At 72.9% G+C, this 25,036-nt stretch carries 25 protein-coding genes; 16 read left to right on the top strand and 9 right to left on the bottom strand.

Going from position 1 to position 25,036, the window contains the following annotated elements; genetic code table 11:
• Window positions 1–59 precede the first annotated feature (59 nt).
• From OG490_RS15335 to OG490_RS15325, 3 genes are read left to right on the top strand one after another with little or no spacing between them, the layout of a single operon-like run.
• A complete protein-coding gene (locus OG490_RS15335) occupies window positions 60–821 on the top strand; it encodes a DeoR/GlpR family DNA-binding transcription regulator (protein ID WP_330296844.1) in 762 nt (253 codons plus the stop codon).
• The gene (pfkB, locus tag OG490_RS15330) at window positions 818–1,771 is read left to right on the top strand and encodes a 1-phosphofructokinase (RefSeq protein ID WP_330296843.1); all 954 of its coding nucleotides are present in this window, start codon (window positions 818–820) and stop codon (window positions 1,769–1,771) included. The genes OG490_RS15335 and pfkB overlap by 4 nt, the downstream gene beginning before the upstream one ends.
• Window positions 1,768–3,813, top strand: a complete 2,046-nt coding sequence (locus OG490_RS15325) for a PTS fructose transporter subunit IIABC (RefSeq protein WP_330296842.1) — start codon at window positions 1,768–1,770, stop codon at window positions 3,811–3,813. The genes pfkB and OG490_RS15325 overlap by 4 nt, the downstream gene beginning before the upstream one ends.
• A gap of 49 nt (window positions 3,814–3,862) precedes the next feature.
• Here the strand turns inward: OG490_RS15325 and OG490_RS15320 are convergent, their stop codons facing one another.
• Window positions 3,863–4,639: a DUF6227 family protein gene (locus OG490_RS15320; RefSeq protein WP_330296841.1), complete on the bottom strand. Its 777-nt coding sequence runs from the start codon at window positions 4,637–4,639 to the stop codon at window positions 3,863–3,865.
• Between the two features lie 192 nt (window positions 4,640–4,831).
• Here OG490_RS15320 and OG490_RS15315 point away from each other — a divergent pair, with 192 nt between their 5' ends.
• Window positions 4,832–5,470: a vitamin K epoxide reductase family protein gene (locus tag OG490_RS15315; RefSeq protein WP_330296840.1), complete on the top strand. Its 639-nt coding sequence runs from the start codon at window positions 4,832–4,834 to the stop codon at window positions 5,468–5,470.
• 120 nt (window positions 5,471–5,590) lie between these two features.
• On the opposite strand, the gene OG490_RS15310 is transcribed toward OG490_RS15315, so the two are convergent.
• On the bottom strand, window positions 5,591–6,004 hold the full coding sequence (locus tag OG490_RS15310; protein ID WP_330296839.1) for a rodlin: 414 nt from the start codon (window positions 6,002–6,004) through the stop codon (window positions 5,591–5,593).
• A gap of 280 nt (window positions 6,005–6,284) precedes the next feature.
• On the opposite strand from OG490_RS15310, the gene OG490_RS15305 reads away from it, so the two are divergent.
• Window positions 6,285–6,863 (top strand): hypothetical protein, encoded by a 579-nt coding sequence (locus OG490_RS15305; RefSeq protein WP_330296838.1) that lies wholly within the window; start codon window positions 6,285–6,287, stop codon window positions 6,861–6,863.
• A gap of 158 nt (window positions 6,864–7,021) precedes the next feature.
• Entirely contained in the window at window positions 7,022–7,261 is a 240-nt protein-coding gene (locus tag OG490_RS15300) for a chaplin (protein ID WP_328299156.1), read from the top strand.
• A 127-nt stretch (window positions 7,262–7,388) separates the two neighbouring features.
• Here OG490_RS15300 and OG490_RS15295 read toward each other — a convergent pair whose 3' ends face one another.
• The 5 genes from OG490_RS15295 to OG490_RS15275 all read right to left on the bottom strand — a co-directional run bounded on the left by OG490_RS15295 (window position 7,389) and on the right by OG490_RS15275 (window position 10,543).
• Window positions 7,389–7,730 (bottom strand): hypothetical protein, encoded by a 342-nt coding sequence (locus OG490_RS15295; protein ID WP_330296837.1) that lies wholly within the window; start codon window positions 7,728–7,730, stop codon window positions 7,389–7,391.
• 167 nt (window positions 7,731–7,897) lie between these two features.
• The gene (locus OG490_RS15290; RefSeq protein WP_330296836.1) at window positions 7,898–9,175 is read right to left on the bottom strand and encodes a chaplin; all 1,278 of its coding nucleotides are present in this window, start codon (window positions 9,173–9,175) and stop codon (window positions 7,898–7,900) included.
• Between the two features lie 121 nt (window positions 9,176–9,296).
• The gene (locus tag OG490_RS15285) at window positions 9,297–9,530 is read right to left on the bottom strand and encodes a chaplin (RefSeq protein WP_330296835.1); all 234 of its coding nucleotides are present in this window, start codon (window positions 9,528–9,530) and stop codon (window positions 9,297–9,299) included.
• Between the two features lie 230 nt (window positions 9,531–9,760).
• Entirely contained in the window at window positions 9,761–10,171 is a 411-nt protein-coding gene (locus OG490_RS15280) for a rodlin (RefSeq protein ID WP_330296834.1), read from the bottom strand.
• A 117-nt stretch (window positions 10,172–10,288) separates the two neighbouring features.
• Window positions 10,289–10,543 (bottom strand): chaplin, encoded by a 255-nt coding sequence (locus OG490_RS15275; RefSeq protein WP_330296833.1) that lies wholly within the window; start codon window positions 10,541–10,543, stop codon window positions 10,289–10,291.
• A 103-nt stretch (window positions 10,544–10,646) separates the two neighbouring features.
• On the opposite strand from OG490_RS15275, the gene OG490_RS15270 reads away from it, so the two are divergent.
• Together OG490_RS15270 and OG490_RS15265 are read left to right on the top strand one after the other, a co-directional pair.
• Entirely contained in the window at window positions 10,647–11,837 is a 1,191-nt protein-coding gene (locus tag OG490_RS15270) for a DUF3344 domain-containing protein (RefSeq protein ID WP_330300940.1), read from the top strand.
• Window positions 11,838–11,940: 103 nt separating this feature from the next.
• Window positions 11,941–13,092 (top strand): glycosyltransferase, encoded by a 1,152-nt coding sequence (locus OG490_RS15265; RefSeq protein ID WP_330296832.1) that lies wholly within the window; start codon window positions 11,941–11,943, stop codon window positions 13,090–13,092.
• On the opposite strand, the gene OG490_RS15260 is transcribed toward OG490_RS15265, so the two are convergent.
• Window positions 13,082–13,237, bottom strand: a complete 156-nt coding sequence (locus OG490_RS15260) for a hypothetical protein (protein ID WP_330296831.1) — start codon at window positions 13,235–13,237, stop codon at window positions 13,082–13,084. The genes OG490_RS15265 and OG490_RS15260 overlap by 11 nt on opposite strands.
• Here OG490_RS15260 and OG490_RS15255 point away from each other — a divergent pair.
• From OG490_RS15255 to OG490_RS15225, 7 genes are read left to right on the top strand one after another with little or no spacing between them, the layout of a single operon-like run.
• The gene (locus OG490_RS15255; RefSeq protein ID WP_330296830.1) at window positions 13,236–14,780 is read left to right on the top strand and encodes an exopolysaccharide biosynthesis polyprenyl glycosylphosphotransferase; all 1,545 of its coding nucleotides are present in this window, start codon (window positions 13,236–13,238) and stop codon (window positions 14,778–14,780) included. The genes OG490_RS15260 and OG490_RS15255 overlap by 2 nt on opposite strands.
• Window positions 14,781–14,782: 2 nt before the next feature.
• Window positions 14,783–16,138, top strand: coding sequence for an O-antigen ligase family protein (locus tag OG490_RS15250; RefSeq protein WP_330296829.1), 1,356 nt, complete (start codon window positions 14,783–14,785; stop codon window positions 16,136–16,138).
• Window positions 16,135–17,916, top strand: coding sequence for a murein biosynthesis integral membrane protein MurJ (gene murJ, locus OG490_RS15245; protein WP_330296828.1), 1,782 nt, complete (start codon window positions 16,135–16,137; stop codon window positions 17,914–17,916). The genes OG490_RS15250 and murJ overlap by 4 nt, the downstream gene beginning before the upstream one ends.
• Window positions 17,906–18,682: a polysaccharide deacetylase family protein gene (locus OG490_RS15240; RefSeq protein ID WP_330296827.1), complete on the top strand. Its 777-nt coding sequence runs from the start codon at window positions 17,906–17,908 to the stop codon at window positions 18,680–18,682. Before murJ ends, OG490_RS15240 begins: the two co-directional genes overlap by 11 nt.
• 11 nt (window positions 18,683–18,693) lie before the next feature.
• Entirely contained in the window at window positions 18,694–19,899 is a 1,206-nt protein-coding gene (locus OG490_RS15235; RefSeq protein WP_330296826.1) for a glycosyltransferase, read from the top strand.
• The gene (locus OG490_RS15230) at window positions 19,892–20,590 is read left to right on the top strand and encodes a lipopolysaccharide biosynthesis protein (protein WP_330296825.1); all 699 of its coding nucleotides are present in this window, start codon (window positions 19,892–19,894) and stop codon (window positions 20,588–20,590) included. Before OG490_RS15235 ends, OG490_RS15230 begins: the two co-directional genes overlap by 8 nt.
• The gene (locus OG490_RS15225) at window positions 20,587–21,729 is read left to right on the top strand and encodes a GNAT family N-acetyltransferase (protein WP_330296824.1); all 1,143 of its coding nucleotides are present in this window, start codon (window positions 20,587–20,589) and stop codon (window positions 21,727–21,729) included. The genes OG490_RS15230 and OG490_RS15225 overlap by 4 nt, the downstream gene beginning before the upstream one ends.
• 14 nt (window positions 21,730–21,743) lie before the next feature.
• Here OG490_RS15225 and OG490_RS15220 read toward each other — a convergent pair whose 3' ends face one another.
• Window positions 21,744–23,378: a glycoside hydrolase family 26 protein gene (locus tag OG490_RS15220; protein ID WP_330296823.1), complete on the bottom strand. Its 1,635-nt coding sequence runs from the start codon at window positions 23,376–23,378 to the stop codon at window positions 21,744–21,746.
• A gap of 150 nt (window positions 23,379–23,528) precedes the next feature.
• On the opposite strand from OG490_RS15220, the gene OG490_RS15215 reads away from it, so the two are divergent.
• Complete coding sequence (locus OG490_RS15215; protein ID WP_330296822.1) at window positions 23,529–25,019, top strand: carboxylate--amine ligase; 1,491 nt, start codon at window positions 23,529–23,531, stop codon at window positions 25,017–25,019.
• Window positions 25,020–25,036: the final 17 nt, after the last annotated feature.

Raw genomic sequence — 25,036 nt, 5'->3', positions numbered from 1 at the left:
AACGGGCGTACGGTAAGGAGTAATCCACAGAGTCGGGCATCGAACGGATCTGAAACCACATGTACGCACCGGAGCGCCAGCAGGAGATCCTCCGCCTCGCCCGCGAGGCGGGCCGGGTCGACGTCCTGTCCCTGGCCGACCAGTTCCAGGTCACCGCCGAGACCGTGCGCCGCGACCTCAAGGCCCTCGACCGGGCCGGCCTCGTCCGCCGGGTGCACGGCGGCGCCATACCGGCCGGACGCCTCGACTTCGAGCCGGACCTCACCGAGCGCGAGGCCACCGCCGCCGACGAGAAGGACCGCATCGCGGCCGCCGCCCTCGCAGAACTCCCCGACGGCGGCAGCATCGTCCTCGACGCGGGCAGCACCGTGGCCCGCCTCGCCGCCGCGATCCCGGTGGACACCGCGCTGACCGTCGTCACGCACGCGCTGCCCGTCGCCGCCCGGCTCGCCGACCACACCGGCATCGACCTCCACCTCGTAGGAGGCCGGGTCCGCCACCGCACCCGGGCCGCCGTCGACGCGTGGGCGCTGCGCGCGTACGCCGAGATCCGCGCCGACGTCCTCTTCCTCGCGACCAACGGATTCAGCGCCGAGGGCGGTCTGACCACCCCCGACCTCGCCGAAGCCGCCGTCAAGCGGGCCGCGATGGCAGCCGCCCGCCGGGTCGTGCTCCTCGCGGACTCCGCGAAGGCGGGCCAGGAGCACTTCGCCCGCTTCGGCACCTTCTCGGACGTGGACCTCCTCATCACGGACTCGGGGCTCGACCCCGCTCAGAAGGCGGCGATCGAGGCCGCCGGTACGGAAGTTGTGCTCGTATGATCCTCACCGTCACCCCCAACCCCTCCCTCGACCGGACCTACGAGGTCCCCTCGCTCGACCGCGGTGAGGTACTGCGCGCCACCGGCGACCGGGTCGACCCCGGGGGCAAGGGGGTCAACGTCTCCCGTGCGGTGGCCGCCGCGGGCGTCCGTACGACGGCGGTCCTGCCGCTCGGCGGTGCGCCGGGCACGCTGATCGCCGAACTCCTCGCCGCCCAGGGCGTGGACGTCACGGCGGTCTCCATCACCGGCCAGACCCGTTCCAACATCTCGCTCGCCGAACCGGACGGCACCCTCACCAAGATCAACGCGACCGGACCGGAACTGACCCCCGAGGAATCGGCCCTGCTCCTGGAGACGGTCCGCACCTGCTCGGGCGGCGCCGCCTGGATCGCCTGCTGCGGCAGCCTCCCGCGCGGCCTGCGGCCCGAGTGGTACGCCGAACTCGTCGCCCGCGCCCACGAAGCCGGTGCCCGGATCGCCCTGGACACCTCCGGCCCGGCGCTGCTCGCGGCGCTGCCGGCCCGCCCGGACGTGATCAAGCCGAACGCCTCCGAACTCGCGGCGGCGGTGGGGCGGCCGCTGGCCACCCTCGGCGACGTGCTCAAGGCGGCGGAAGAGCTGCGCGGGCTGGGCGCGGGCGCGGTCCTGGCCTCCCTCGGCGCGGACGGCCAGCTCCTGGTCTGCGAGGAGGGCGCGTACTACGGCACGGCGGCCGTCTCCTCGGTCCGCAGCAACGTCGGCGCGGGCGATGCCTCCCTCGCCGGTTTCCTGATCGCGGGAGGTACGGGGCCCGAGGCCCTCGCCTCCGCGCTGGCCCACGGCGCGGCCGCGGTCCAGCTCCCCGGCAGCGCGATGCCGGCCCCCTGCGACCTGCGCCCCGACGCGGTCCACATCACCCAGGACCTGCCCCTGGACCTCCCTCTGTCCGAAATGAGCGACGAGCGATGAGCGAGATGATCACCCTCGAACTGGTCGACCTCGACCTGTCCGCCGATTCCAAGGAGGGGGCGGCACGTGCCCTCGCCGAACGGATGGTGACCCTGGGCAGGGTCACGGACCTGGACGGCTTCCTGGCGGACGTGGCGGCGCGCGAGGCCCAGATGCCGACCGGCCTGGAGGGCGGGATAGGCATCCCGCACTGCCGGTCCGCCCACGTGACGGCCCCCACTCTGGCCTTCGGCCGTTCGCCGTCCGGCGTGGACTTCGGCGCCCCGGACGGCCCGGCGGACCTGATCTTCCTGATCGCGGCCCCCGCGGGCGCGGACGACGCCCACCTGTCGATCCTCTCCACCCTGGCCCGCCGCCTGATGCGGCCCGACTTCGTCGAAGCCCTGCGTTCTGTCGAGACCCCGGCCGAGGCCGCCGCCCTGGTCGCGGGCGAGCCGGTGGCTGACGCCGGGGCCGGTGCCGCTGCGCGGGGCTCTTCCCCCACGCCGCCCCTTCCCGACCCGGGCTCTGCCCGGACCCGCGCCTCAAACGCCGGCGAGGCTGACATTGCCGCTGCGCGGCAATCCAGCCAGCAGCCGTTCCGGGTGGTCGCCGTCACCTCCTGCCCCACCGGCATCGCCCACACGTACATGGCGGCGGAGTCCCTCCAACAGGCCGCGGCCGAAGCCGGTATGGAGCTCACGGTCGAAACCCAGGGCTCCGCCGGCTTCACCAAGCTGACCCCCGAGGCCATCGCCGCCGCCGACGCGGTCGTCTTCGCCCACGACGTCCCGGTCCGGGAACGGTCCCGCTTCGCCGGGAAGCCCACAGTCGACGTCGGCGTCAAGGCGGGCATCAACCGCCCCGCCGAACTCCTCCAGGAGGCCCGCGACAAGGCCGCCCGCGGCGAGGTCGCCGATCACGCGCCGACCCCCGTCGAGACGGCCGGGGAGGACGGCGACGGCTACGGCGCAAAGCTCCGCACCTGGCTGATGTCCGGCGTCAGTTACATGGTCCCCTTCGTGGCCGCGGGCGGGCTCCTCATCGCCCTCGCCTTCGCCATCGGCGGGTACGAGATCAACACCGCTCCCTCCGTCGCCGACCACTTCGTCTGGACCGAGGCCGCCAGCTGGGCCGCGCTGCTCTTCCAGACCGGCGGTCTCGCCTTCGGCTTCCTCGTCCCCGTCCTGGCCGGTTACATCGCCTACGGCATGGCCGACCGGCCGGGCCTGGTTCCCGGATTCGTCGGCGGCGCCGTCGCCCTCACCATCAACGCCGGGTTCCTCGGCGGTCTGATCGCCGGTCTCATCGCGGGCGGCACCGTCCTCGCCGTCCAGCGGATCAGGATCCCCACGGCCCTGCGCGGCATCATGCCCGTGGTCGTCCTGCCGCTCATCGGTTCCGCCGTCACCGGCTTCCTGATGTTCCTGGTGGTCGGCAAGCCCGTCGCCTCGCTCCAGCAGGCCCTCACCGACTGGCTGTCCGGGCTCTCCGGCGCCAACGCGATCATCCTCGGCGTCATCCTCGGCCTGATGATGTGCTTCGACCTCGGCGGCCCGCTCAACAAGGTCGCCTACGCCTTCGCCATCGGCGGCCTCGCCACCCCCAACGAGGGCAGCCTCAAGGTCATGGCCGCCGTGATGGCCGCCGGCATGGTGCCGCCGCTCGCGATGGCGCTGGCCACCACCGTCCGCGGCCGGCTCTTCTCCAAGACCGAGCGCGAGAACGGCAAGGCCGCCTGGTTCCTCGGGGCCTCCTTCATCAGCGAGGGCGCCATCCCGTTCGCCGCGGCCGACCCGCTGCGCGTGATCCCCGCCTCCATGGCCGGCGGTGCGGTCACGGGAGCCCTCTCGATGGCCTTCGAGTGCACCCTGCGGGCTCCGCACGGCGGCATCTTCGTGATTCCGCTGATCGGGAACCCGTTCCTCTACCTGATCGCCATCGCCGCCGGTACGGCCACCACGGCCGGTCTGGTCATCCTCCTCAAGGGCATGCGCAAGCAGGCCGCGCCCGCCGCGGGCTCCCCGGCCGAGGAGCCCGCGAAGGTGGCCGTAGCGGCCTAGCCGGACCGCCTAGCCGGACCGCCTAGCCCGACCGCCTAGCCCGACCGCCTCACCGGAGCGGCTGCGCGCGGAGCTTCATGGCTCCGCGCGCGGCCGCTTCGGTTTCGTACACCTCACACATGTGCCGCCCGTCCGGAGTCGCCGTGTGCTCGACCTCCCACAGGCTGAACTCGCTCCCGTCCAACAGGATGAAGGCGTGCTCGTACAGGCTGAAACCGGCGTCCCGCCCGTCCGCCAGGTACTGCCGGGTGCCGAACGCCTGGGTGATGCGGTGCGCGTAGGCCGTCCGCAGCAGCAGCGCCACCCGCCCTCCCGGCCGGTCCGGGTTCTCCGCGCGGCGCAGGACCCGGCGGGCGTGGTCCGCGGACTCCTCGACCGCGTACTCGCGGTGCCGCTGGGCCGGGGTCGGGTTCGCGAACAGGGCGCTCAGCACCGCGATGTCGCTCTCCGGCTCCTCCTCGGCCCGCGCCTCCGTCAGGTCCCGCGCCACCGCTGAGGGGACCTCGTCGAAGAGGCGGGCCACCGCCAGGCATATCTCGGGCCTGCTCGCGAAGAGTTCGTACCGGATCGCCCGGCTGCCCTCGGGGCGGTGCGCCAGCTCCCACAGGGCCACCGAATCGCCGTCTGCCAGCAGGTAGGTGTACCGCCGGATCTCCCGCCACTGGCCTGCCGCCGCCGGGCCGTGGCGGGTGGTGTGGAGCGAGGAGCTGTGCGCGAGCGCCGTGGCGAGGCGCTCGGCCAACCGGTCGGGAAGGTCGAAGGAGTTGAGGGCGCGGCCCAGGAGTCGATCGAGGTGGGCCTCGGTTGTCTCGTACGGATCGCTCAAGGTGGGTCTCCAGGCCGTCGCAGCTTGTCACTTCGAGGGAGCTCAACGTAGCCCCTGGGTCTGACATCACGTCCGGGGTTCGGTAAAACGTCCGGGAAGCATCAGGGGTTCCCGCCACCCCTTGGGGTCAACCTCCGTGCGCATGGGCATGGTTGGAGCCGGTATCGGATGGAAGGCGGGACTATGGGCCACATGGCAACGAATACCGTAGGCGTCCCCCGCCAGCAAGGGCAGCCGCATCGCAACGACGCCGAACCGCCCCCCGCGCCCCGTGCGCTGGCCTGGCTGCTGGTGCTCTCCGGGGCCGCCGGGGTGCTGGCCTCCTGGGTCATCACCCTCGACAAGTTCCTGCTGCTGGAGAACCCGGGCTTCAAGCCGGCCTGCAGCCTCAATCCCGTCGTCTCCTGCGGCAGCGTGATGAAGAGCGTCCAGGCGGCGGCCTTCGGCTTCCCCAACCCGATGCTGGGGCTGGCCACCTACGGGGCGGTCGTCTGCGTCGGCGCGGGCCTGCTGGCCGGCGCCCGCCACCGCGGCTGGTTCTGGCTGGGACTGAACGCCGGCACGCTCTTCGGAGTCGGCTTCTGCTCCTGGCTGATGGTCCAGTCGCTCTACGAGATCAACGCGCTCTGCCTGTGGTGCTGCCTGACCTGGGTGGCCACCCTGGTGATGTTCTGGTCGGTCACCGCGTACACGGTCCGTACGGGCATCCTCCCCGCGCCCGCCCCCCTGCGGGTCTTCTTCGCCGAGTTCGGCTGGGCCCCGCCCGCCCTGCACACCGGAGTGATCGGGATGCTGATCCTGACCCGGTGGTGGGAGTTCTGGACGGGCTGAGGGGGCGCCGGACACGCGCGAGGGCCCCGGCAGCTGGAAGCTGCCGGGGCCCTCGCTACATCTCTACATCTGCATCGCTCCACGGGCGCCAGGTGCCCGGACCGCAAACGGGAGCGGAGATCAGCTGCCCGAGGAGAGGTTGCCGGACAGGACCGGGATGTTGTCCAGGATGTGCGAGAGCGGCTCGTCGCCCTTGGCCTGGGTGGAGTTCTCGGTGCACTGCTGGTTCTGCGGGTTCGACAGGACGTTGATGTCCTGGACACCGACGTTGGCGATCAGGGCGACCAGCGACTGGGCGTTGATCTTGGCCGGCAGGCCGATGCAGGGCTTGTTCAGGGTGCCCTGAACGACGCCGAGCTGCGGGCTCATGTCGCCGTGGGTCTTCTGGTTGCCGTAGATCTGCTGGGCACCGTTTCCGTTGACGGTGTTGATCCCGTTGTCGTTGCCGATGGCCATGGCCGGGGCCGCGACAGCAGCGCCCGCGCCGACGGCGGCGGCGGTGACCGCGGCAGCAGTCATGATCTTCTTAAGCATCTTGATCCTTTTCTCGCACGAGTGCCCGCTAGTGGAGCGCCCTGATCAACTGCCCGCACAGAGGGTTGGTTCCGCTGCTTCACTCAAACGGCCTGCGGGCCGTCGGCTTTTCCCCGGGCCGGGCGGGGCCGCCCCCGGACAGGTGCGCGAAGCCCGTACGCAGCCCGGAACGGCCTACGGGCCCACGCGCTCCTGTTGCGGTGCGTAGAGGGTGTTCGCACGGTGGGTAAGGAGGCGGATCGCTCGGGTCCGCTTTCGTACGACCATCAAAGGAACACCCATGCACCGCACCAAGGCCTCCCGCATCCGCGTCCTCGTCCCGTCGGCCCTCGCGGTCGTCATACTCTCCGGCGCGGCCGCCCCCGCGGGCGCCGCCGAAGGTGCCGGTGCCGCCAGGGAACGAGTGGCGGTCACCCAGGAGCTGATCAACGAGCAGGTGGCGGCCGCCGGCCCCATCGACGACCTCCTCGCAACGGTGAGCAAGCTCCTGGCGGACCTGACCAAGAGCCTGGGCAGTCTGCTCCCGGGGGTCAAGATCCCCGAGATCAAGCTGCCCACGCTCCCGGCCCTGCCGGGGATCCCGGACATCAAGCTGCCGGAGCTCCCCGCGATCCCAGGGCTTCCGGACATCCCCAAGATCCCCGACATCCCCGCCATTCCGGCCCTCCCCGTCTCCGATCCGGTCGGAGCGGTGCCGGCGGTACCTGCGGTGCCCGACGTACCGGCGGTGCCGGCGGTGCCTGCGGTGCCTGCGGTGCCTGCGGTGCCCAAGGTTCCGGCGGCGGTTCCGGCCGTGCCGGGGGCCCAGGCCAAGATGCCGATGGGCATGGTGCCCAAGCTCCCCGATTTCCGCTGGTAGGGGGGCTGGGAATCGAATACGGACCCGCACGTGGTTACGACTATTGGGCTGAACAGGTCTGATCGCGTGCGGAACCGTGTCGTCTGGCCAGGTGGACCGTTTCGCTCGATGTGAGCCCCGGAATCGGGGCAGAACATCGAAGAGAAGGTGCACTTCCCATGAACACTGCCAAGAAGGCCGCCCTGGTCCTGGCCACCGCTGGTCTCGCTGCGGCCGGTGCCGCCGGCTCCGCTATGGCCGACTCGTCGGCCGAGGGCGCGGCCGTGGGTTCCCCCGGTGTCCTCTCGGGCAACCTGGCTCAGGTCCCGGTCCACGTCCCGGTCAACGTCTGCGGCAACTCCGTCAACGTGATCGGTGCGCTGAACCCGGCGTTCGGCAACACCTGCGTCAACGACTGACGTCAGACGCATCAAGCGACTGTGGGCGCCCCGGCCTCGCCGGTGGCGCCCACAGTCGTTTCCGCGTGTCCGGCGGCCCTCGTTTCCGACGGTTGCGCCGTTCCCGCGGGGAGACGGTACGGACCCGTCAGTGGCCGTTGGCGCCGCCGTTGAGCTTCACGCCGCCCAGCAGCGGGGACGCCTGGGTGGCCCCGTTCGCGAGGTGCATGACCTCGCCCGGCGCGTTGTTCTTGACCTGGTTGACCCCCTGGACGGTGGTCACGACCTTCTGGACGCTCTCGCCCTGCTCCGCCATCCCGTTGGCCAGGGTGTTCGGGAGCGACTCCGAGACCGGGTTCACCGCGCCCAGCACCTCGGTCAGCCCGCTCGTCGCGCTCATGGGGACGGCCTCCGAGGCGAATGCGGGGGCGGCGGCGCCGAGGGCGGCGACGGAGCCGACGACTACAGCGGCGACCTTCGAGAGCTTCATTATCAAGTCCTTTATCCGGGGGCGGCCAGTGGCGACCGTCGCGCCACTTTCGTCCTGGCTAACGATTCCCCGCCGCTACGGAAACGCGGGAACCGAACACGGCAACGGCCGGAGAGTCCGACAAGGGACTTTCCGGCCGATATTTATTCCGATTACCGGTATTGCCGTCAGGCGATACGGGACCTCCGGTAGAGAATGGCGCCGCCGAGGATCAGGGCCGAGGCGAGAGCCGCCGCGGCGCCGGACTGCCCGGCGCCGGTCGCGGCCAGCTGCGCCGTCTCCCTGACGGTGGCCTGCGCCGGCGGAGCCTGCACCGCGGCAGGGGCGGTCACGGGCGCGGGAGCCGGGGCGGGCGCCGGTGCGACGGGTGCCGGAGCCGGGAGGAGGTGGACGGGGAGGTCACCCGCCGGGGCCGCCGGGGGCTGGTCGGCCGGCTGGACCTCCTGCGGCTGGACCTCCTGAGGAGCAGGCGCCGGGCGCTCCGTGACCTGGCTGCCGTGCGGAGGCATCGGCGCGGGCGCCTCCTCCGCGACGGGGGCCGGGGCGGGGAGCGTGTGCGGCGCCTCCGCTACGGGGGCGGGCGCGGGGACCGGAGCCGGAGCCGGGGCGGGAGCCGGGAGCGGCTGGGGGGCCTCCTGAACCGGTGCCGGGACGGGCGCCGGAGCCGGCTGCGGCGCAGGTTGCGGCGCAGGCGCCTCCTCCACGGGGGCGGGCGCCGGCTGCGGCGCGGGCAGCGGCCTGGGCGCCGGGTGCTCCGCCTCGGGCTTCGCCTCGGGCTTCGGCTTCGGCGCCGGGGGCGCGTGGTGCGGAGCCGGAGCGGGGGCCGGAGCGTGCTCGGCGTGCTGCTGCGGGGGATGCTGCGGCTTGGGCGCCGGGTGCTCCGGGGCGGGGTGGTCGTCGCACTCCTCCTCGCCGCCCTGCGGGCCCGACTCTCCGTAGCCGCCGCCCTGGTGCTGCGGGGCCCGCTCCTCGGGGCCACGGTCCCCGTAGCCGCCCTGTGCGTGCTGCTCCTCGGGGCCGCGGTCTCCGTAGCCGCCCTCTTCGCGGTGTTCCCCGGGCCCGCTCCCGTGCGACTCGCGCCCGTCGCGTTCGTCGCGCTCGTCGAGGTAGTGCTGGAATTCCTCGGCCTGCTCCGGGCTGAGGTAGCGCCCGTAGTCGGCCGCAGTGTCGGAGCCGGCGTCGGAGCCGGTGGTGGTGGCGCAGTTGTTGCCCATCGCGGGGTTGAGGCCCGCTCCGGCGTCCACGGTGTTGCCGCACACGTTGGGTGTGAAGGTGATCGGTACCGAGACGCTGTTGCCGGCCAGCACACCCGGTGAATGCGAGGCCTCGGCCATGGCTCCGGGGTGCGCGTACGCAGCGCCGGTCGCGATCGACAGCAGGCTCGACGCAGCGGCCGCGGTGAGCACCCCCTTGCCCAGTACCTGTCGGCTCAGTACCTGTCGCATGGGTCCTTCCCTGTCTACCGGCTCAGCAGCCGGTGCTGAATCGAAGGTGGCCTCGGAGTGCACCGCCGTGCACTCCGAGGCCACCCCGAGGAGGTCTGCCCTTGCGGGCAAAAGCGCTTCGTCAGGCGTTGACGCAGGTGTTGCCGAACGCGGGGTTCAGCAGCGCGATCACGTTGACGGTGTTGCCGCAGACGTTGACCGGGACGTGCACCGGGACCTGGAGCAGGTTGCCCGAGAGGACACCGGGGGAACCCACGGCCTTGCCCTCGGCCGCGGAGTCGGCCATGGCGGGGGCGGCAGCACCGGCGGCCATCAGAATGCCGGCGGCCAGGACCACTGCCTTCTTGTACGTCATTTGTTTTCGTTTCCTTCCCGCAGAGGCGTATCCACTGCAGAAATAACAACGAGTGGGTCAGGGAAAAGAAACCGGGTGTTTTTGCGGGTGCTGCGCCAATTCACTCAGATGCTCGTGCGTCCTGAATTCCGACCGGATTTCGACGGATCTCCATTCGGGTCCCGGCATGCGGCGAGGCCGCCGCGACCCGAAGGTGCGACGGCCTCGCTGGCGCGGTGCGCGGGGTGCTGTCAGCTGCCCGCGGAGGCGTTGCCGGACAGGACCGGGATGTTGTCCAGGATGTGCGAGAGGGCCTCGTCGCCCTTGGCCTGGGTGGAGTTCTCGGTGCACTGCTGGTTCTGCGGGCTGGACAGGACGGGGATGTCCTGGACGCCGACGTTGACCAGAGCCAGGACGGACTGGACGTTGGCCTTGGCCGGCAGGGCGACACAGGGCTTGTTGAGCGAGCCCTGGATGAGCGCCATCTGCGGGCTCATGTTGCCGTACGTGGCCTGGTTGCCGTAGATCTGCGAGGCGCCGTTGCCGTTCACGGTGTTGATGCCGTTGTCGTTGCCGACGGCCATGGCCGGGGCAGCCATGGCGGCACCCAGTCCGACGAACGAGGCGGCAACCGCTGCGCCGGCCGCAAACTTCTTGATCATGATGGTCCCTTTTTTGCAGGATTGCCCGGTACTCAAGCACCCGGATCAACGGTCCAACCACGGTTCGGGTTGCGTCTGTTCACTCGGATGCCGAAGTTTCGGGCGGCACGGTTGACGTCAGTGGTTGACGCAGGTGTTGCCGAAGGCGGGGTTCAGCAGGGCGATCACGTTCACGGTGTTGCCGCAGACGTTCACCGGGACGTCGATGGGGACCTGGAGCAGGTTGCCGCTCAGGACGCCGGGGGACTCGCCCGTGAAGCCGTTCGCCGTCGCGCCGTCACCACCGTGCGCGGAGGCGAGGCCCGCGCCGCCCATCAGCATCGCGGCGCTTGCGACCGCCATGGTGGTGCCGCGCACCAGCCTCTTCTTCATCTCCGTTTTTCCTTTCGGGTTCGAACAGTCTTGCAAGCCATAACGACCTCCCTGTCCCGAGGGTGCGTGCTATCGCCCAAAAGGCCGTATGAGCGAGTCCGGCGTGATTTCCCGCCGGAGTTCTGACAAAGTTCACTCCTGTTTTGTCCCCTTGATCGAAATTGGAGACAGGGTCATGGGTTCCTCCCGCAGAATCCTCGGCACGCTCGGTCTGCTGTCCTGCCTCACACTTTCGGTGAACGTGCCCGTGGCAGGAGCCGCGGCCCCGTCGGGGGTACGGGCTCCGCTGGTCAAGGAATCGCCGAGGCTTCCCTTCACTCAGCGTTATCAGGCCGTGCAGCACGGCGGCCTGGTCCGGGCCTCCAACTCGTCCATCGGCTGCCGCAAGGAGGAGAGTCCGCAGGCCGAACCCTGCGCGGAGGTCAACAAGGGCGCCGCGGGGACCAACGGCGACTTCGAGATGTTCTACGACGAGGTCGACAAGGACCCGGACACCTACAACTCGACCCGGGCCGAGCTCAGGATCCCGCAGGGCGCGAAGGTCTCGTACGCCCGTCTCTACTGGGGCGGGAACCTGCGCGTCGGCGAGCAGAAGCCGCCGGAGGACAACGGCCGGGTGCTCGTCGCCGAGCCGGGCGGCGCGTACCGGGAAGTGCTGGCCGACACGGTCATCGGGCACCGCAGCGACGAGGGCAGCGACGCCTACCAGGCCTCCGCCGACGTGACCCCGCAGGTCCGCAAGGGCGGCGCCGGGATGTGGACGGTGGCCCAGCTGAACATCGCCATGGGGCACTCGCAGACGGGTGCCTGGGGCGGCTGGACCCTGGTGGTGGCCTACGAGCACCCGCGGGAGCCGCTGCGGAGGGTCTCGCTCTGGGACGGCTTCGAGCAGCTGGCCGCGGGGGCCGGCGAGGCGGCGGGCGAGACGGTGGAGGTCGCCGGTCTCGATGCCGCGCCCGGTGCTTCGGGGCGGGTCGGGGTGGTCGGGTACGACGGGGACCGCGGGGCCCTGGGGGACTCACTCACGGTGACTGCCGACAGCGGCCGCCGGATCAGCCTCAGTGATGGTGAAAATCCTTTTAATGATGTTATGAATTCCACGATCACGGATTTCGGACATCCCTCGTTCGTGCGACAGCCCGAACATATGAATAATCTCGGATATGACGCGGACGTGTTCGATCTGAGCCCCGCCCTGTCCGGTGGCGCCCGCAGCCTAACCTTCGGGTTCACGGGCGAAAGTCAGGGTCATTTCCTCGGTGTGCTCTTCGTTCAGACAGACGCGCGCCGCTGAACGCAGGAGACCGCTCCACGTGCCGAAACAGCCTTCTTCTCCCTCAGCTTCACCCTCGGGTTCACCTTCCTCCGCCTCGTCGCCGCCCGGCCGGGCGGCGACCGTGCTGCACCTCGTCCAGCCCGTGGACGGCGGGGTCGCGCGCGTCGTCGTCGACCTCGTCCGCGCCCAGTCCGCCGCCGGGCTGCGGACCGTCGTGGGCTGCCCGCGCGGCGGACAGCTCGCCGAAGCCGCCCGCGCCGCCGGGGCGGAGGTGCTCACCTGGCGTGCCGGACGGGCCCCCGGGCCGGGGCTCGCCGCCGAAGTGCTCGGCGCCCGCCGCGTGATCGCCCAAATCCGGCCCGACATCCTGCACGCCCACAGCGCCAAGGCCGGGCTCGCCGGACGGCTCGCCGTGCGCGGCGCCGTCCCGACCGTGTTCCAGCCGCACGCCTGGTCCTTCGACGCCGTCGGCGGGGCCACCGCCGCGCTCGCCCTGCGCTGGGAGCGGTTCGCAGCCCGCTGGGCCGACCGGGTGCTCTGCGTCAGCGAGGCCGAACGCCGGACGGGGGAGTCCGAGGGGATCACCGCCCGCTGGTCGGTGATCCGCAACGGCGTCGACCTCGACCACTTCCGGCCCGGCGGCCCGGACCCGGTGCGCGACAAGGCCGCGGCGCGTACCGAACTGCCGTTGCCCGCAGCCTTCCAGGGCGACGGGCCGCTCGCCGTGTGCGTCGGCCGGATCTGCCTGCAGAAGGGCCAGGACATCCTGCTGCGGGCCTGGCCCGAGCTGCTCGGAGCCGTTCCCGGAGCCCGTCTCGCACTGGTCGGGGACGGCCCCGACATGGAACGGCTGCGCCGCGCCGCCCCGCCCGGAGTCCACTTCGCGGGAGCCGCCCGCGACATCCGACCGTGGCTTCGGGCCGCCGATCTCGTTGTACTGCCGTCGCGGTGGGAAGGCATGGCGCTCGCCCCGCTCGAAGCCATGGCCTGTGGCCGCCCGGTCCTGGTCTCCGACGTCAGCGGTGCCCGGGAGAGCCTCCCGCCCGGCCAGGGGCGGCTGTGCCTGGTGGAGCCGGAGGACCCGACGGCGCTGGCCAAGGCCCTCGTAGGGCTGCTGGCCGAGCCGCGGCTGCTCGCCGAACTCGGGGAGCAGGCCCAGCGGCACGCGCGGATGGAATTCGACGTGCGGCGGACCACGGACGCGGTCACCGGTCTGTACCACGAACTGCTGGGCAGGCCCCGGCCCTTGAACCAGGAGCGCATCAGCCGATGACGATGGACAGCGCACCCGCCCGGCACACCGGGCAGGGCGGCACGGGGCCCGTGGGAAGCAGTGCCGGTACCAGTACGGCCGGCACCGCCGCGAGCATCGCCTCCGCGGGCAGTACGACGATGGCCGGCACTACGACTGCCTCCATGGCCGGTGCCACGATGGCCGGCACCACCACGGCCGGAAACACGGCCGGTACCGCCACGGTCGGCGCGGGCTCCGGCGCCGACGGCTCCGGCACCACCGCCGTCCGCCGTACCGTCACCGCCATCCACCCGCCGCGCGGACCCAGGGCCGACCGGGCCCGGCCGGCCGTGCGGCCGCGGCGGGTCCGGCGCCGCGACGGGATCCTGCCGCTGCTGACCGCCGACGCACTGGCCGTCCTGGCGACCGCCGCCTCCATCCCCCGGCTGGAGCTGCCGGGCGGGGCTGCCGGGCCGGCCACCGCCCTGCTGCCCCTGCTGCTGGCCGCGCTGCACGCGCAGGCCGGCCTGTACCGGCCGCGGTTCGCCCCCTCCGCACTCCTCGACCTGCCCGCGCTGGCCGGGCGGGCGGCCGTCCTGTGGTGCGGGGCCGCCGCCGCCCTGGCCGCCTTCGCCCCGCACGCGGCCCTGAACTGGGTGGCGCTGCTCGCGGCGATCTGCCAACAGGCCGTACTGGCCTGCGCGGGACGCGGGTTCGTCAACCAGCTCCGCCGCCGCACCCGCGTCCGCCGGCCCGCCTCCGCGCTCGTCGTCGGACCCGTCGCCGGAGCCGGCGCGGTCGCCGCGGCCCTGCACGGCCGCCCCGAGTACGGGCTGCGCCCCGTGGGGCTCGCCGACACCGGCGCCGCCGAGGACGGGGGCGCGGGGGTCCCCGTACTCGCCACCCACGAGGACATCCGCCGGGCCGTCATCCAGAACTCCGTGCGCCACGCGGTCTTCACCCGCCCTCCCGAGGCCGACGAGCGCACCGCCTCCCTGGTGCGGCTCTTCCACGACCACGGCTGCCGGCTCTGGCTCGCCGACCCGGCCGGTACCGCCAAGGTCACCGGCATGCGCGTCGCGTCCCCCGCAGACCAGCTGTGGGGGTACGCCGTCCAGCCGCTGCTGCCGCGCCCCTCCCGGCCGGTGGAGCGCTGCGCGAAGCGGGTCATCGACTCCTCGCTCGCCGCGTTCGCACTGCTGGCCGCGGCCCCTGTGATGGGCGCCTGCGCCCTGGCCGTACGGGTCTCCGACGGGCCGGGGGTGATCTTCCGGCAGGAGCGGGTCGGCCTGTACGGGCGGCCCTTCACCCTGCTGAAGTTCCGTACCCTGCGCGCCGACGCGCACGAGTCCGCCACCCGCTGGACGGTGGCCGGCGACTGCCGGATGAGCCCGGTCGGCTCCTTCCTGCGCAAGTCCTCGCTGGACGAGCTGCCGCAGCTGTGGAACGTGGTCCGGGGTGACATGAGCCTGGTCGGTCCGCGCCCCGAACGGCCCTTCTTCGTGGCCAAGTTCAGCAGCGTCCACCCCGGGTACGAGGCCCGTCACCGGATGCCGGTCGGCATCACCGGCCTCGCCCAGATCAACGGCCTGCGCGGGGACACCTCCATCGAGGACCGGGCCCGCTTCGACAACCACTACATCGACACCTGGTCGCTGTGGCAGGACCTGTGGATCCTGGCCCGCACCGCGGCCTCCTTCTTCCGCTTCCGGCTGGGGGGCAGCTGAGCATGAGCCTTGCCGTGCACCACTCGTGGGAACGCCCGGACTTCGGGACCCTGCTGCGCCGCCACTGGCCGCTGCTGCCGCTGGCAGGGACCGTACTGGCCCTGCTCGTTCCGGTGCCGGCGGGTGACGCGACCGCCTCCGGGAAGGTCGGCCCGGCCGACGCCGCCTCCCTGTTGCTCGTGTTCGTCTGCGCGGTCCAGGTGCTACGGGGGCGCGTGCGGCCCCTGTCCCCGCTCGGGGTGCTGGTCCTGGGCCTGCCCGCCGTCGGGCTCGCCGTCTCCACCGTGACCGCGGGGGACCCGTACGCGGCCCTGCCCGGCTTCGTGCGCTACCTCCAGGTGTTCGTGCTGGTCCCGGCGGCCATCGTGCTGCTGGTGCGCGACGCCTCGGAGTTCCGGCTGGCCGCCGGGTGCTTCGTGGTGCTGGGGCTGATGCAGGGCGCGGTGGGCGTGGTCCAGTTCGCCACCCACACCGGGGCCTCGTACCAGGGCGAGGACATCCGCGCCGTGGGCACCTTCGGCCCCGGCGACGTGATGGGCATGGCCACGGTCGTCGCCTACGGGCTGGTCGCCGCCACGGCCGCGGCGCTCGCGCCGGGACTGCCGGCGCGGCTGCGCAGGCTCTCCGGCGCGGCCGCACTGGCACTGGCGCTGCCGCTGGTGCTCTCGTTCAGCCGGGGCGCGTGGATCGCGACCTTCGCCGCGGCCGTCCTGGTGATGGGGCTCGCCGGGATCCGGCGGGCCCTGAAGGTGCTCCTCGCGCTGGCCGCGGTGGGCGTGGTGCTGGTGGGCGGGCTCGGCGTCGGCTCCGAGATGGTCGCGGAGCGGCTGACCTCGATCACCCAGGTCTCCGACGCCCCCGACCAGTCGGTGACCGACCGGTACACGATGTGGGCCGCCGCCGAATCGATGTGGCGCGAACGGCCGGCGGTGGGCGTCGGCCTGAAGGGCTTCCCGGCCAACCGGGACGCGCACTCCGGGCTGGCGCTCTCCTCGGGCAGCGACACCGCGGGCGCGGGCCAGGCCTTCATCCGCCAGCCGCTGCTGTCCCCGCACAACATGTACCTGCTGGTGCTGAGCGAGCAGGGGCTGATCGGGCTGGTCGCGCTGGCCGGCGGCTGGGCGGTGCTGCTGGTGGCGGGCCTGCGCAGGTGCGTGGCCGGCGGACCGGCCCTGCGGGACTGCGGGCTGGTCGCCACCGGCCTCCTGGTGTGGCAGCTGACCGACTTCCTCTACGCGGACATCGGCGGCCCGTCGACCGTCCTGACCGGAGTGATCATCGGCCTGGCCGCCTGGTGGGCCCTGCCCTCCGGCGGCGAGCCGGGGCGCCTCGCCCCCGAGGGTGCGGCCGGCCGGTGACGGATACCACGCCCTGGCGGCGGCCCGCAGTCGCGGCGACCGAGGTCGCCGCGACTGCGGGCCGTCCGCCGCACCCGCCGGTCCCCGCCCCGGCCCAGCCGCCGGCCGGCCCCGCCGATGCCGACTCCGGCGCCGCGCCGACCCGTTCGGCGCTCGCAGGCGCGGGCAGCGGACTGGCGAAGGCGGCCGCCGTCACCGCCGGGCTGACCGCCGCCGGGGCGGTGTTCGGGCTGGTGCGGGACCAGACCATCGCGCACCTCTTCGGGGCCGGGCACGACAGCGACGCCTTTCTGATCTCCTGGACCGTCCCCGAGATGGCCTCGACTCTGCTCATCGAAGACGCCATGGCGCTGCTGATGGTGCCCGCGTTCAGCCACGCCCTGGCCCGCCGGGCCGCCAGCCGGGCCGGGCTCACCCGCAGGGAGGCCCGCGCGCAGGACCCCGTACGGCTGCTCGTCGGGGCGACCCTGCCCCGGCTGGCCGTGCTGCTGGCCGCCGTGGCCTCCGTGCTCGTCGTCGCCGCGCCCCTGGTCGTGGGGATCCTCGCACCGGGGCTGCCCGATCCCGGACTGGCCGTCGAATGCACCCGGATGACCGCCCTGACCGTGCTGTCCTTCGGCGTCGCCGGATACTTCAGCGCCGCACTGCGGGCCCACCGGTCCTTCGTACCGCCCGCCGCGATCTACGTCTCGTACAACGTCGGGATCATCGGGACCATGGTGGCCCTGCACGCCCTGTGGGGGGTGCGCGCCGCCGCCGCGGGAGTGGCCGTCGGCGGGGTGCTGATGGCGCTGGTCCAACTGCCCGCCTTCATCCGCAACGTGGGCTTCGGCCCGCCCCGCGCCAAGGGTGCGCCGCGCAGCCAGCGGGACCGGGACCGGCCGACGCTGATCGCCTTCGGGGTCATCGCCCCGGTCATCTTCTTCGCCGTCTTCCGGCAGTCGCAGGTCCTGGTCGAGCGGTTCCTCGCCGCCTCGCTGCCGCCCGGCGCCATCTCGCACCTGAACTACGCGCAGAAGGTCGCGCAGATGCCGATGGTGCTCTCCCTGATGATCTGCACCGTCACCTTCCCCGTCGTCGCCCAGGCCATGGCCGGCGGGGAGCGGGAGAAGGCCCGGCGGCGGGTCGAACGGGACCTGGCGCTGGCCTCGCTCGCCGTGCTCATGGGGACCGCGCTCGTCATCGGGTACGCGCCCCAGATCATCCAAGTGCTCTTCGAACGCGGAGCCTTCACCCATCAGGACACCCTCGCCACCGCCTCCGTCATGCGGGTCTACGGCCTGGGGCTGCTCGGCCACTGCCTCGTCGGGGCGCTGTCCCGGCCCTTCTTCTCGACCGCCCGGCCCACCTGGTTCCCGGCGCTCGCGATGGGCGCCGGGCTCCTCGTCAACATCGTCGCCGGAGCCTTCGCCGTCGGCTGGTGGGGCACCTACGGGATCGCCGCCGCCAACGCGGCCGGGATCTCCACCACCGCCGTGCTCCTGCTCACCGGACTCGGTACGCGGATCATCGCCATCCAGGTCCGCCGGGTCGCCGTCTCCATCGGACGGCTCTCCGTCGCGGCCTTCGCGGCCTGCGTCACCGGCTGGATCGCCGGGCCGATGATCCCCGACCCGCTGGTCAGCGCCGCCCTCGGCTGCCTGCTCGTCCCCGCCATGTTCGGAGCCACGGGCATGGCCATACGGGCGCTGGAAGTCACCGCCCTGCCCGGCCAGATCGCCCAGCTCACCGCTCAGCTCACCTCCCAGCTCACCCAGAGGTTCCGCAATGTCCGCTGACACCGAAACGGCGCCCCCCGCCGCAGTGGTCCCCCCGCGCCGGGCCGCGTCCCCGTGGGTCCTGATGTACCACTCCGTCGCCGAGTTCACCGATCCCGCCGAGGACCCGTACGGCATCACCGTCACCCCGCACGCGCTGGAGGCCCAGCTGCTGTGGCTGCGCTCCCGCGGCCTGCGCGGGGTGTCCGTCGGCGAGCTGCTCCGGGCCCGCGCGGCCGGACGCGGTGCCGGGCTGGTCGGCCTGACCTTCGACGACGGCTACACCGACTTCCTGACCCGCGCGCTGCCGCTGCTGCGCCGCTACGACTGCACCGCCACCCTGTTCGTCCTGCCCGGGCGGCTCGGCGTCGACAACGTGTGGGACCCGCTCGGCCCCCGCAAATCCCTGCTCACCGCCGAGGGCATCCGCGAAGTCGCCGCCGCCGGACAGGAGATCGGCTCGCACGGGCTGCTCCACCAGGACCTCACCGCGGCCGCCGACGACGTGCTCCAGCAGGAGCTGCGGGGCAGCCGCGAGCTGATCCGGGAGCTCACCGGGACCATGCCCGCCGGGTTCTGCTACCCGTACGGGCACCTCGACGCCCGCGTCGTCGCCGCGACCCGGGACGCCGGGTACGGGTACGCCTGCGCGATCGCCCCCGGACGGCTGGCCGGGCCGCACGCGATGCCCCGTACCCACATCAGCCAGGCCGACGGCGGCCCGCGGCTGCGCATCAAGCAGGCCCGCCACCAGGTCCGCGAGCTGCGGCGGGCGGTGCACTGGTGACCCCGGGGAAGATGCTGCACATCATCACGGGCCTGGGCGTCGGCGGCGCCGAACAGCAACTGCGCCTGCTGCTACGGCACATGCCGATGCAGTGCGACGTCCTGACGCTCACCAACCCGGGCCCGGTGGCGGAAGGCCTGCGCGCCGACGGGGTCCGGGTCGTCCACCTCGGGATGCGCGGCAACCGCGACCTCGGGGCGCTGCCGAGGATGGCCCGGTTCATCAGGCGGGGCCGCTACGACCTCGTGCACACCCACCTCTACCGGGCCTGCGTGTACGGGCGCTTCGCGGCCCGCCTCGCGGGCGTGGGCCGCACCGTGGCCACCGAGCACTCCCTGGGGGACGGCGAGATCGAAGGCCGGCCGCTGTCGGCCGGGGTACGGGCGCTGTACCTGGCGAGCGAACGGCTGGGCGTCGCCACCGTGGCCGTGTCGGACACGGTGGCGGCCCGGCTGGAGGCCTGGGGCGTGCCGGCCGCGCGGGTCCACGTCGTGCCGAACGGGATCGAGGCCGTGCGGTTCCGCTTCGACGAGGGCGTACGCCGGGCCACCCGGGCCCGGACCGGACTGCCCGAGCGGGCGTTCGTCGTCGGCGGGGTCGGGCGGCTGGTCCCCGGCAAGCGCTTCGACGTGCTGGTCCGCGCGGTGGCGGCGCTGCCGGGCGCACACCTGCTGCTCGCCGGTGACGGGCCGGAGCGGGCCACGCTGCGCCGACTGGCCGCGGAACTGGGCGCGCAGAGCCGCATCCACCTGCTGGGGGAGCGGGATCCGCTGGGCGACAGCGCGGACGGGCGCACGCCCGGGATCCCGGCGCTGCTCGCCGCGATGGACGTCTTCGTGTCCCCGTCGCGGGAGGAGGCCTTCGGGCTGGCCGTCGTGGAAGCCCTGGCGGCGGGCCTGCCCGTCCTGCACGTCACCTGCCCGGCGATCGACGACCTCCCGGCGGCGCAGGCACCGGGGGCGCGGCGGATCGGCACGGGCACCGAGGAACTCGTCGCCGCGCTGCGGGGGCACATGGAAGCGGGCGTCCGCAGGCTGCCGCCGCCCGCGGTGGTGCGGCGCTACGACATCGCACGGAGCGCGGCGCAGCTGCTGTCCGTGTACGAGCTCGCGCTGGCCGCTCCGCCGGGGCCGGCTGATCCACCCACCCCGAAGGGGCCCCCGAAGCGGGGGCCCGAGAGCACTCCCACCCCTTCAGGAAGGCACGTACATGGCTGACACCGCCGATCAGAAGAAGTCCACCCGCCGTCGCCGGGTACGGCTGGCGCCGCCGCCCGCCTGGTGGCCCCTGCCGGCCGCCGCGCTGCTGGGGCTGGCCGTGGGCGGGGCGTACGGGGTGCTCAAGGCGCCCGAGTACGCCGCCACCAGCTACGTCGTCGCCGTGCCGAACGAGACCACCGAGCCGGCCACCGCGCTGGGCTTCGCCCAGGCCTACGCCCGCATCGCCACCAGCAGTTCGACCCTCGCGTACGCGCAGCCCCGCGCGGGCATCGGTGTGCAGCAGCTGCGTACGCAGGTCCGCGCCGAAACCTCCCCCGAGTCCCCGATGATCGCCATCACGGGGACCTCGAAGAGCGCGAGCGGGGCCGCCGACATCGCGAACGCGGTGGCCGACGCCCTGTCGTTGAGCAGCAACCAGGCCGCCAAGAACACCGGGGTGCAGCTGCTGCTGTTCAGCCAGGCCGTGGCACCGTCCGACCCGGCCTCCGCGTCCGCGCCCCTCAGCGGGGCCGTCGGGCTGTGCGCCGGCGGGCTGCTGGGCGGGCTGTGGATGCTGGCCCGGCCCGCGCGGCGCCGGACGCGGGAAGAGGCGGCCGAGGCAGTGGTCCCCGTCGTCGCCGGGGAGTTCGCCTCGCTGCCGGCGCAGGGTGACCACAGCGAGACCAAGGAGAAGGAGTCCGTCCGATGACCTCGGGCTCCGCAGGGCCCCTGTCGGTGACGCTGTGCCGCGATCCCCGGCAGTTCGCCGCGCTGGAAGAGTCGTGGAACCGGCTCGTACGGAACTGTCCCACCGCCACCCCGTTCCAGAGCCACGCCTGGCTCCACTCCTGGTGGCTGTCCTACGGCAAGGACGGCCGGCTGCGGATCGTGCTCGTGCGGCGCGGGGAGGAACTGGTCGGCGCGGCCGCGCTGATGCTCGTACACCGGCCGCTGCCGCTGCTCGTGCCGCTCGGCGGGGGCATCACCGACTACTTCGACGTGCTCGTGGCCGCGGAACACTCCGACCAGGTCGTCCCGGCACTGGCCAACGGCCTGCACCGGGCCGCCCGGGGCGCGGTCGTCGACCTGCGCGAGGTGCGGCCCGGGGCGGCCGCCGAGGCCCTCTGCGCGGCGTGGCCGGGGATCACCGCCAAGCTCGCCGACTCCACCTGCATGGAGTTGCCGGCCATGCCGTTCGACGAGCTCGTCAAGCGGATGCCGGCCTCCGGCGCGCAGCGGGTGCGGGCCAAGCTCCGCAAGACCGACGCGGCCGGGATCGAGGAGCGCGAGGTCACCGAGCAGGAAGTGCCACGTGCCGTACGGACGTTGCTGCGGCTTCACGAGAAGCAGTGGCGCGGCCGCGGGGTGACCCCCGAGCACCTCAAGCCGCGGTTCGCCGAACACCTGACCCGGGCCACCCGGCGGATGGTGCGGGCCGGGGAGGGCCGGCTGGCCGAGTTCCGGCTCGACGGAAAGGTGGTGGCCGCCAACCTCACCCTGCTGTCCGGTGCGTTGAGCGGCGGCTACCTCTACGGGGCCGACCCGGACTTGCGGGACCGCAAGGTCGACGTGGCGACGCTGCTGCTGCGCTACGAGACCAGCCGGGCGCACGCCGAAGGCCGCCCGGTGGTGAGCTTCCTGCGCGGCGACGAACCGTACAAGAACCACTGGCGGCCGCGGACCGTGGTCAACCAGCGCTTCCTGCTGGCCACTTCGGCGCTCGCGCCCCTGCTGCGACTGCACGAGTCGCAGGTGACGGGGCGCGAGCGGGCGGTGGACGCGCTGCGGGAGGCGCTGCCGGCCGCCAGGGACTGGCGGGCGCGGCTCAACGAACTGCGGGTCCGATGACCCGACCGCCTCGTCTAGAAGGGCCAGTAACCGGAGTCCTTGCCCCAGTCGACCTTGACGCAGACCGACTGCTTGCCGACCAGCTTGGAGAGCCACTCGCCGAAGTTGAGCGGCACGCACCACTGCTTGCTGTTGACGGGCGGCGTCGTCGGAACGGTCGGCTGGGGCTTCGGCACGACCGGCGAGGGCACCGGGGACGGGACCTGCGGGGACGGGACCTGCGGGGACGGGACCGAGGGGTCGGGCTTGGGCACCACCGGGGCGGGGCTGGCGTCGGGGCTCGGATCCACCGGGACCTGCGGACTCGGGACGACCGGGCTGATCTCGGGGGACGGGACCACCGGGCCCGGGTCCACCGGGCTCGGCACGACCGGGCTGGGCACGACGGGACTGGGCGCGACGGGGCTGGGGCTCGGGACGACCGGGACCGGGACCTCCGGGCTGGGCGCGACCGGGCTGGGCACGACCGGGCTCGGGGCGACCGGGCTGACCTCGGGGGACGGGACCAGCGGGCTCGGGACGACGATCGGCGGCGGGGTGACTACCGGCGGGGTGACGAGCGGCGGGGTGACGACCGGGGTCGGGATCTCCGGTGTGGGGATCTGCGGGCTCGGGACCACGGGCGTGGGGACCACCGGGGTCGGGACCACGGGCGTCGGGATCACCGGGCCGGGCTTCTGCGGGGTCAGTGCGTCCCGGAAGGCCTTCGCCGATTCCGGGTTCTGCTTGCACTGCCAGACGCCGTGCGGGCAGTAGTCGGTGATGGTGTGGTAGAGCGGCTTCTGCTGCTCGATCCACTTGAGCATGCGCCGCACGTACTCCGGGTTGTCCCCGTTGCGGTACAGGCCCCACTCCGGGTACGAGATCTGCTTGCCGTGTGCTTTCGCGAAGTCGACGTGCTGCTGGAGCCCGTACGGCTGGCTGATCTGGTCGTCGAAGGTGCGGCCGGGAGCCTGGTCGTACGAATCCATCCCGACGATGTCGACCACGTCGTCGCCCGGGTAGCACTTGGTCCAGCCGATCGCGTCCGTGCCGCGGTTCGGGGTGAAATCGAACTTGAACTCCTGGCCGGGCACGGAGCGCATCGCGTTGACGACCCGCTTCCAGTACGCCTTCCAGTTCTCCGGGTCGGGCCCGCACCGGTGGGTGTACGTGGTGCCGTTCATCTCCCAGCCGAGGACGATCACCGTGTCCGGGACGCCCAGCGACACCAGCCGCTCGGCGAGCTTCTTGAAGTGCCGGTCGTACTGGCCGTCCGCGCCCGCCCGGATCAGCTGGGCCACCTGGTAGTCCGGGATCCGGTCCTCGTTGCGCTCCTGCATGGGCACGTTGAGGACGAACATCCGGTCGTCCTTGGCCCGGCGCCATTCGGCCCAGTCCGCCAGGAAACTGACGTTGCCTTCGATGCCGGCCCACTGGTCACCGGGCAGATAGGTGTGCCCGACCCGGATCTCCTTGCCGCCCAGCCAGTGCGACAGGAAGGGGATCCGGGCCACTCCCGGCGGCCCGTAGTCGAGATAGGCGCCCATGGCGATGTCGGAGCCCGTGTTCTGTTCCTCGGGGGCCGCGAGGGCGGCCCCGGTGGCCAGCAGTCCGGCAGTCACCGTTCCGATGCAGGTGCTCGCCAGTCGGCGACGTGGTCTGGGCATGGCGTCTCCCGAGCTTTCCTGAATCGGTGTGCTTACCAAAGACGTTAGACATCACATCTGACGAATGGCCTGTCCGGTGACGTCCGCATAGGCCATTCGCAGCTGCGCACCCTCCCCGCTTGGTCCGACTAGGTGAAAGACACCGTTTCCATGCACGCGCATCCCAACCAAGTGCCCGCAGTTCTGCTCAGACTCGATCGGAATCCGTTCCACCACGGAACCCTCGGCGCCGTCAGATCCCTTGGGCGCAAGGGCGTGGAGGTCCATGCCGTCGTCGAGGCCGGGGGAGGTCCCATGGGGCGTTCGCGCTACCTGCATGCCGTGCATCCCGGGCCGCCCGAGGGCCTGGATCCGGAGGCGCCCGAAGCGCTGCTGGAGTGCCTGACCGGGGTGTCCGAGCGGATCGGCCGCCCGGCGGTGCTCATCGCGATGGACGATCTGAGCGCGATCGCGGTGTCCAGGGTCGCGCCGATGCTGACGGACCGTTTCCGGATTCCCCATCAGCCCGACAACCTGCCCGCGCGGGTGGCGGACAAGGCCGAGCTGTCCCGGCTGTGCGCCCGGTGGGACATCCCGCACCCGGAGACGGTGATCCCGGCGAGCGGGACGGAGGCGGCGGAGGCGGCCTGGCGGCTGGGGCTCCCGGTGATCGCCAAGTGGAGCCGCCCCTGGCTGCTGCCCGCGGGCACGGGCCTGCGCAGCACCACTCTGGTCCACGCGGCCGCCGAGGCCCGGCGGCTCTACGAGCGTGCCGAGGAGGCGGGCAGCCGACTGCTGCTCCAGCGGTTCCTGCCGGCTGGTCCCGACACCGACTGGTTCTTCCACGGCGCGTTCGGTCGGGGCGGGCACCCGCTGATCGTCGGGTCGGGCCGCAAGGAGATGTCCTGGCCGGTGCGCACGGGGCTGACGGCGGTCGGGCGGTGGCTGCCGGACCCGGCGGTCGAGGAGGCGGGTCTGCGGCTCGCCGAGCGGCTGGCCTACCAGGGCATCCTGGACCTGGACTTCCGCCGTGACGAGCGGGGCGTCTTCCGGCTGGTGGACTTCAACCCCCGGCCCGGGGCGCAGTTCCGGCTGTTCACGGACTCGGCCGGGCTGGACGTGGTCCGGGCGATGTACCTGGACCTGACGGGGCAGCGGGTCCCGGAGCCCTCCGGCGGTCCGGGCCGGATCTTCGTGGCGGAGAACTACGCCCTGCTGTCGGCCGTCCGCTCCCGCTCGCTCCCGCGCCGCGCACCGGCCCCCGTACCCGCGACACCTTCCGGCGCCGGACCCGCTTCTGCTCCCGCTTCTGCTTCCGCTTCTGCTTCCGCTTCCGTGGACGGCGGCGCGGCGCAGCCGGGCCGGGCCGTACGGGCGCTGCCGCGCCGGGAGCGGGTCCGGGTGGAGGCGGCCTGGTTCGCCGCCGACGATCTGATGCCCTTCCTCGCGATGCTCGCCGCGTTCCTGGGCCGGGGCGCGGGCAAGGCCGCGCGGGTGCTGCGCGGGGTCCCCGAGCAGGGGCGCCGCCGGGCCCGGGAGGTGGTCCGCGCGCCGCGCCAGCGCGCCCGCGGCCTGCCCCCGGCCGCGTCCGGCGGTCCGGGGGCCTCCCGGCCCGCTCCGCCGGAGGCCTCGGCGGAGCCGGACGAGCTGGTGACGCGGTGAGGGAATGACGGGGTAGC

Source organism: Streptomyces sp. NBC_00503 (genome assembly GCF_036346895.1).
In the GTDB taxonomy this organism is placed as follows: Bacteria; Actinomycetota; Actinomycetes; order Streptomycetales; family Streptomycetaceae; genus Streptomyces.
This window is presented reverse-complemented; position numbering and strand designations above follow the sequence as displayed.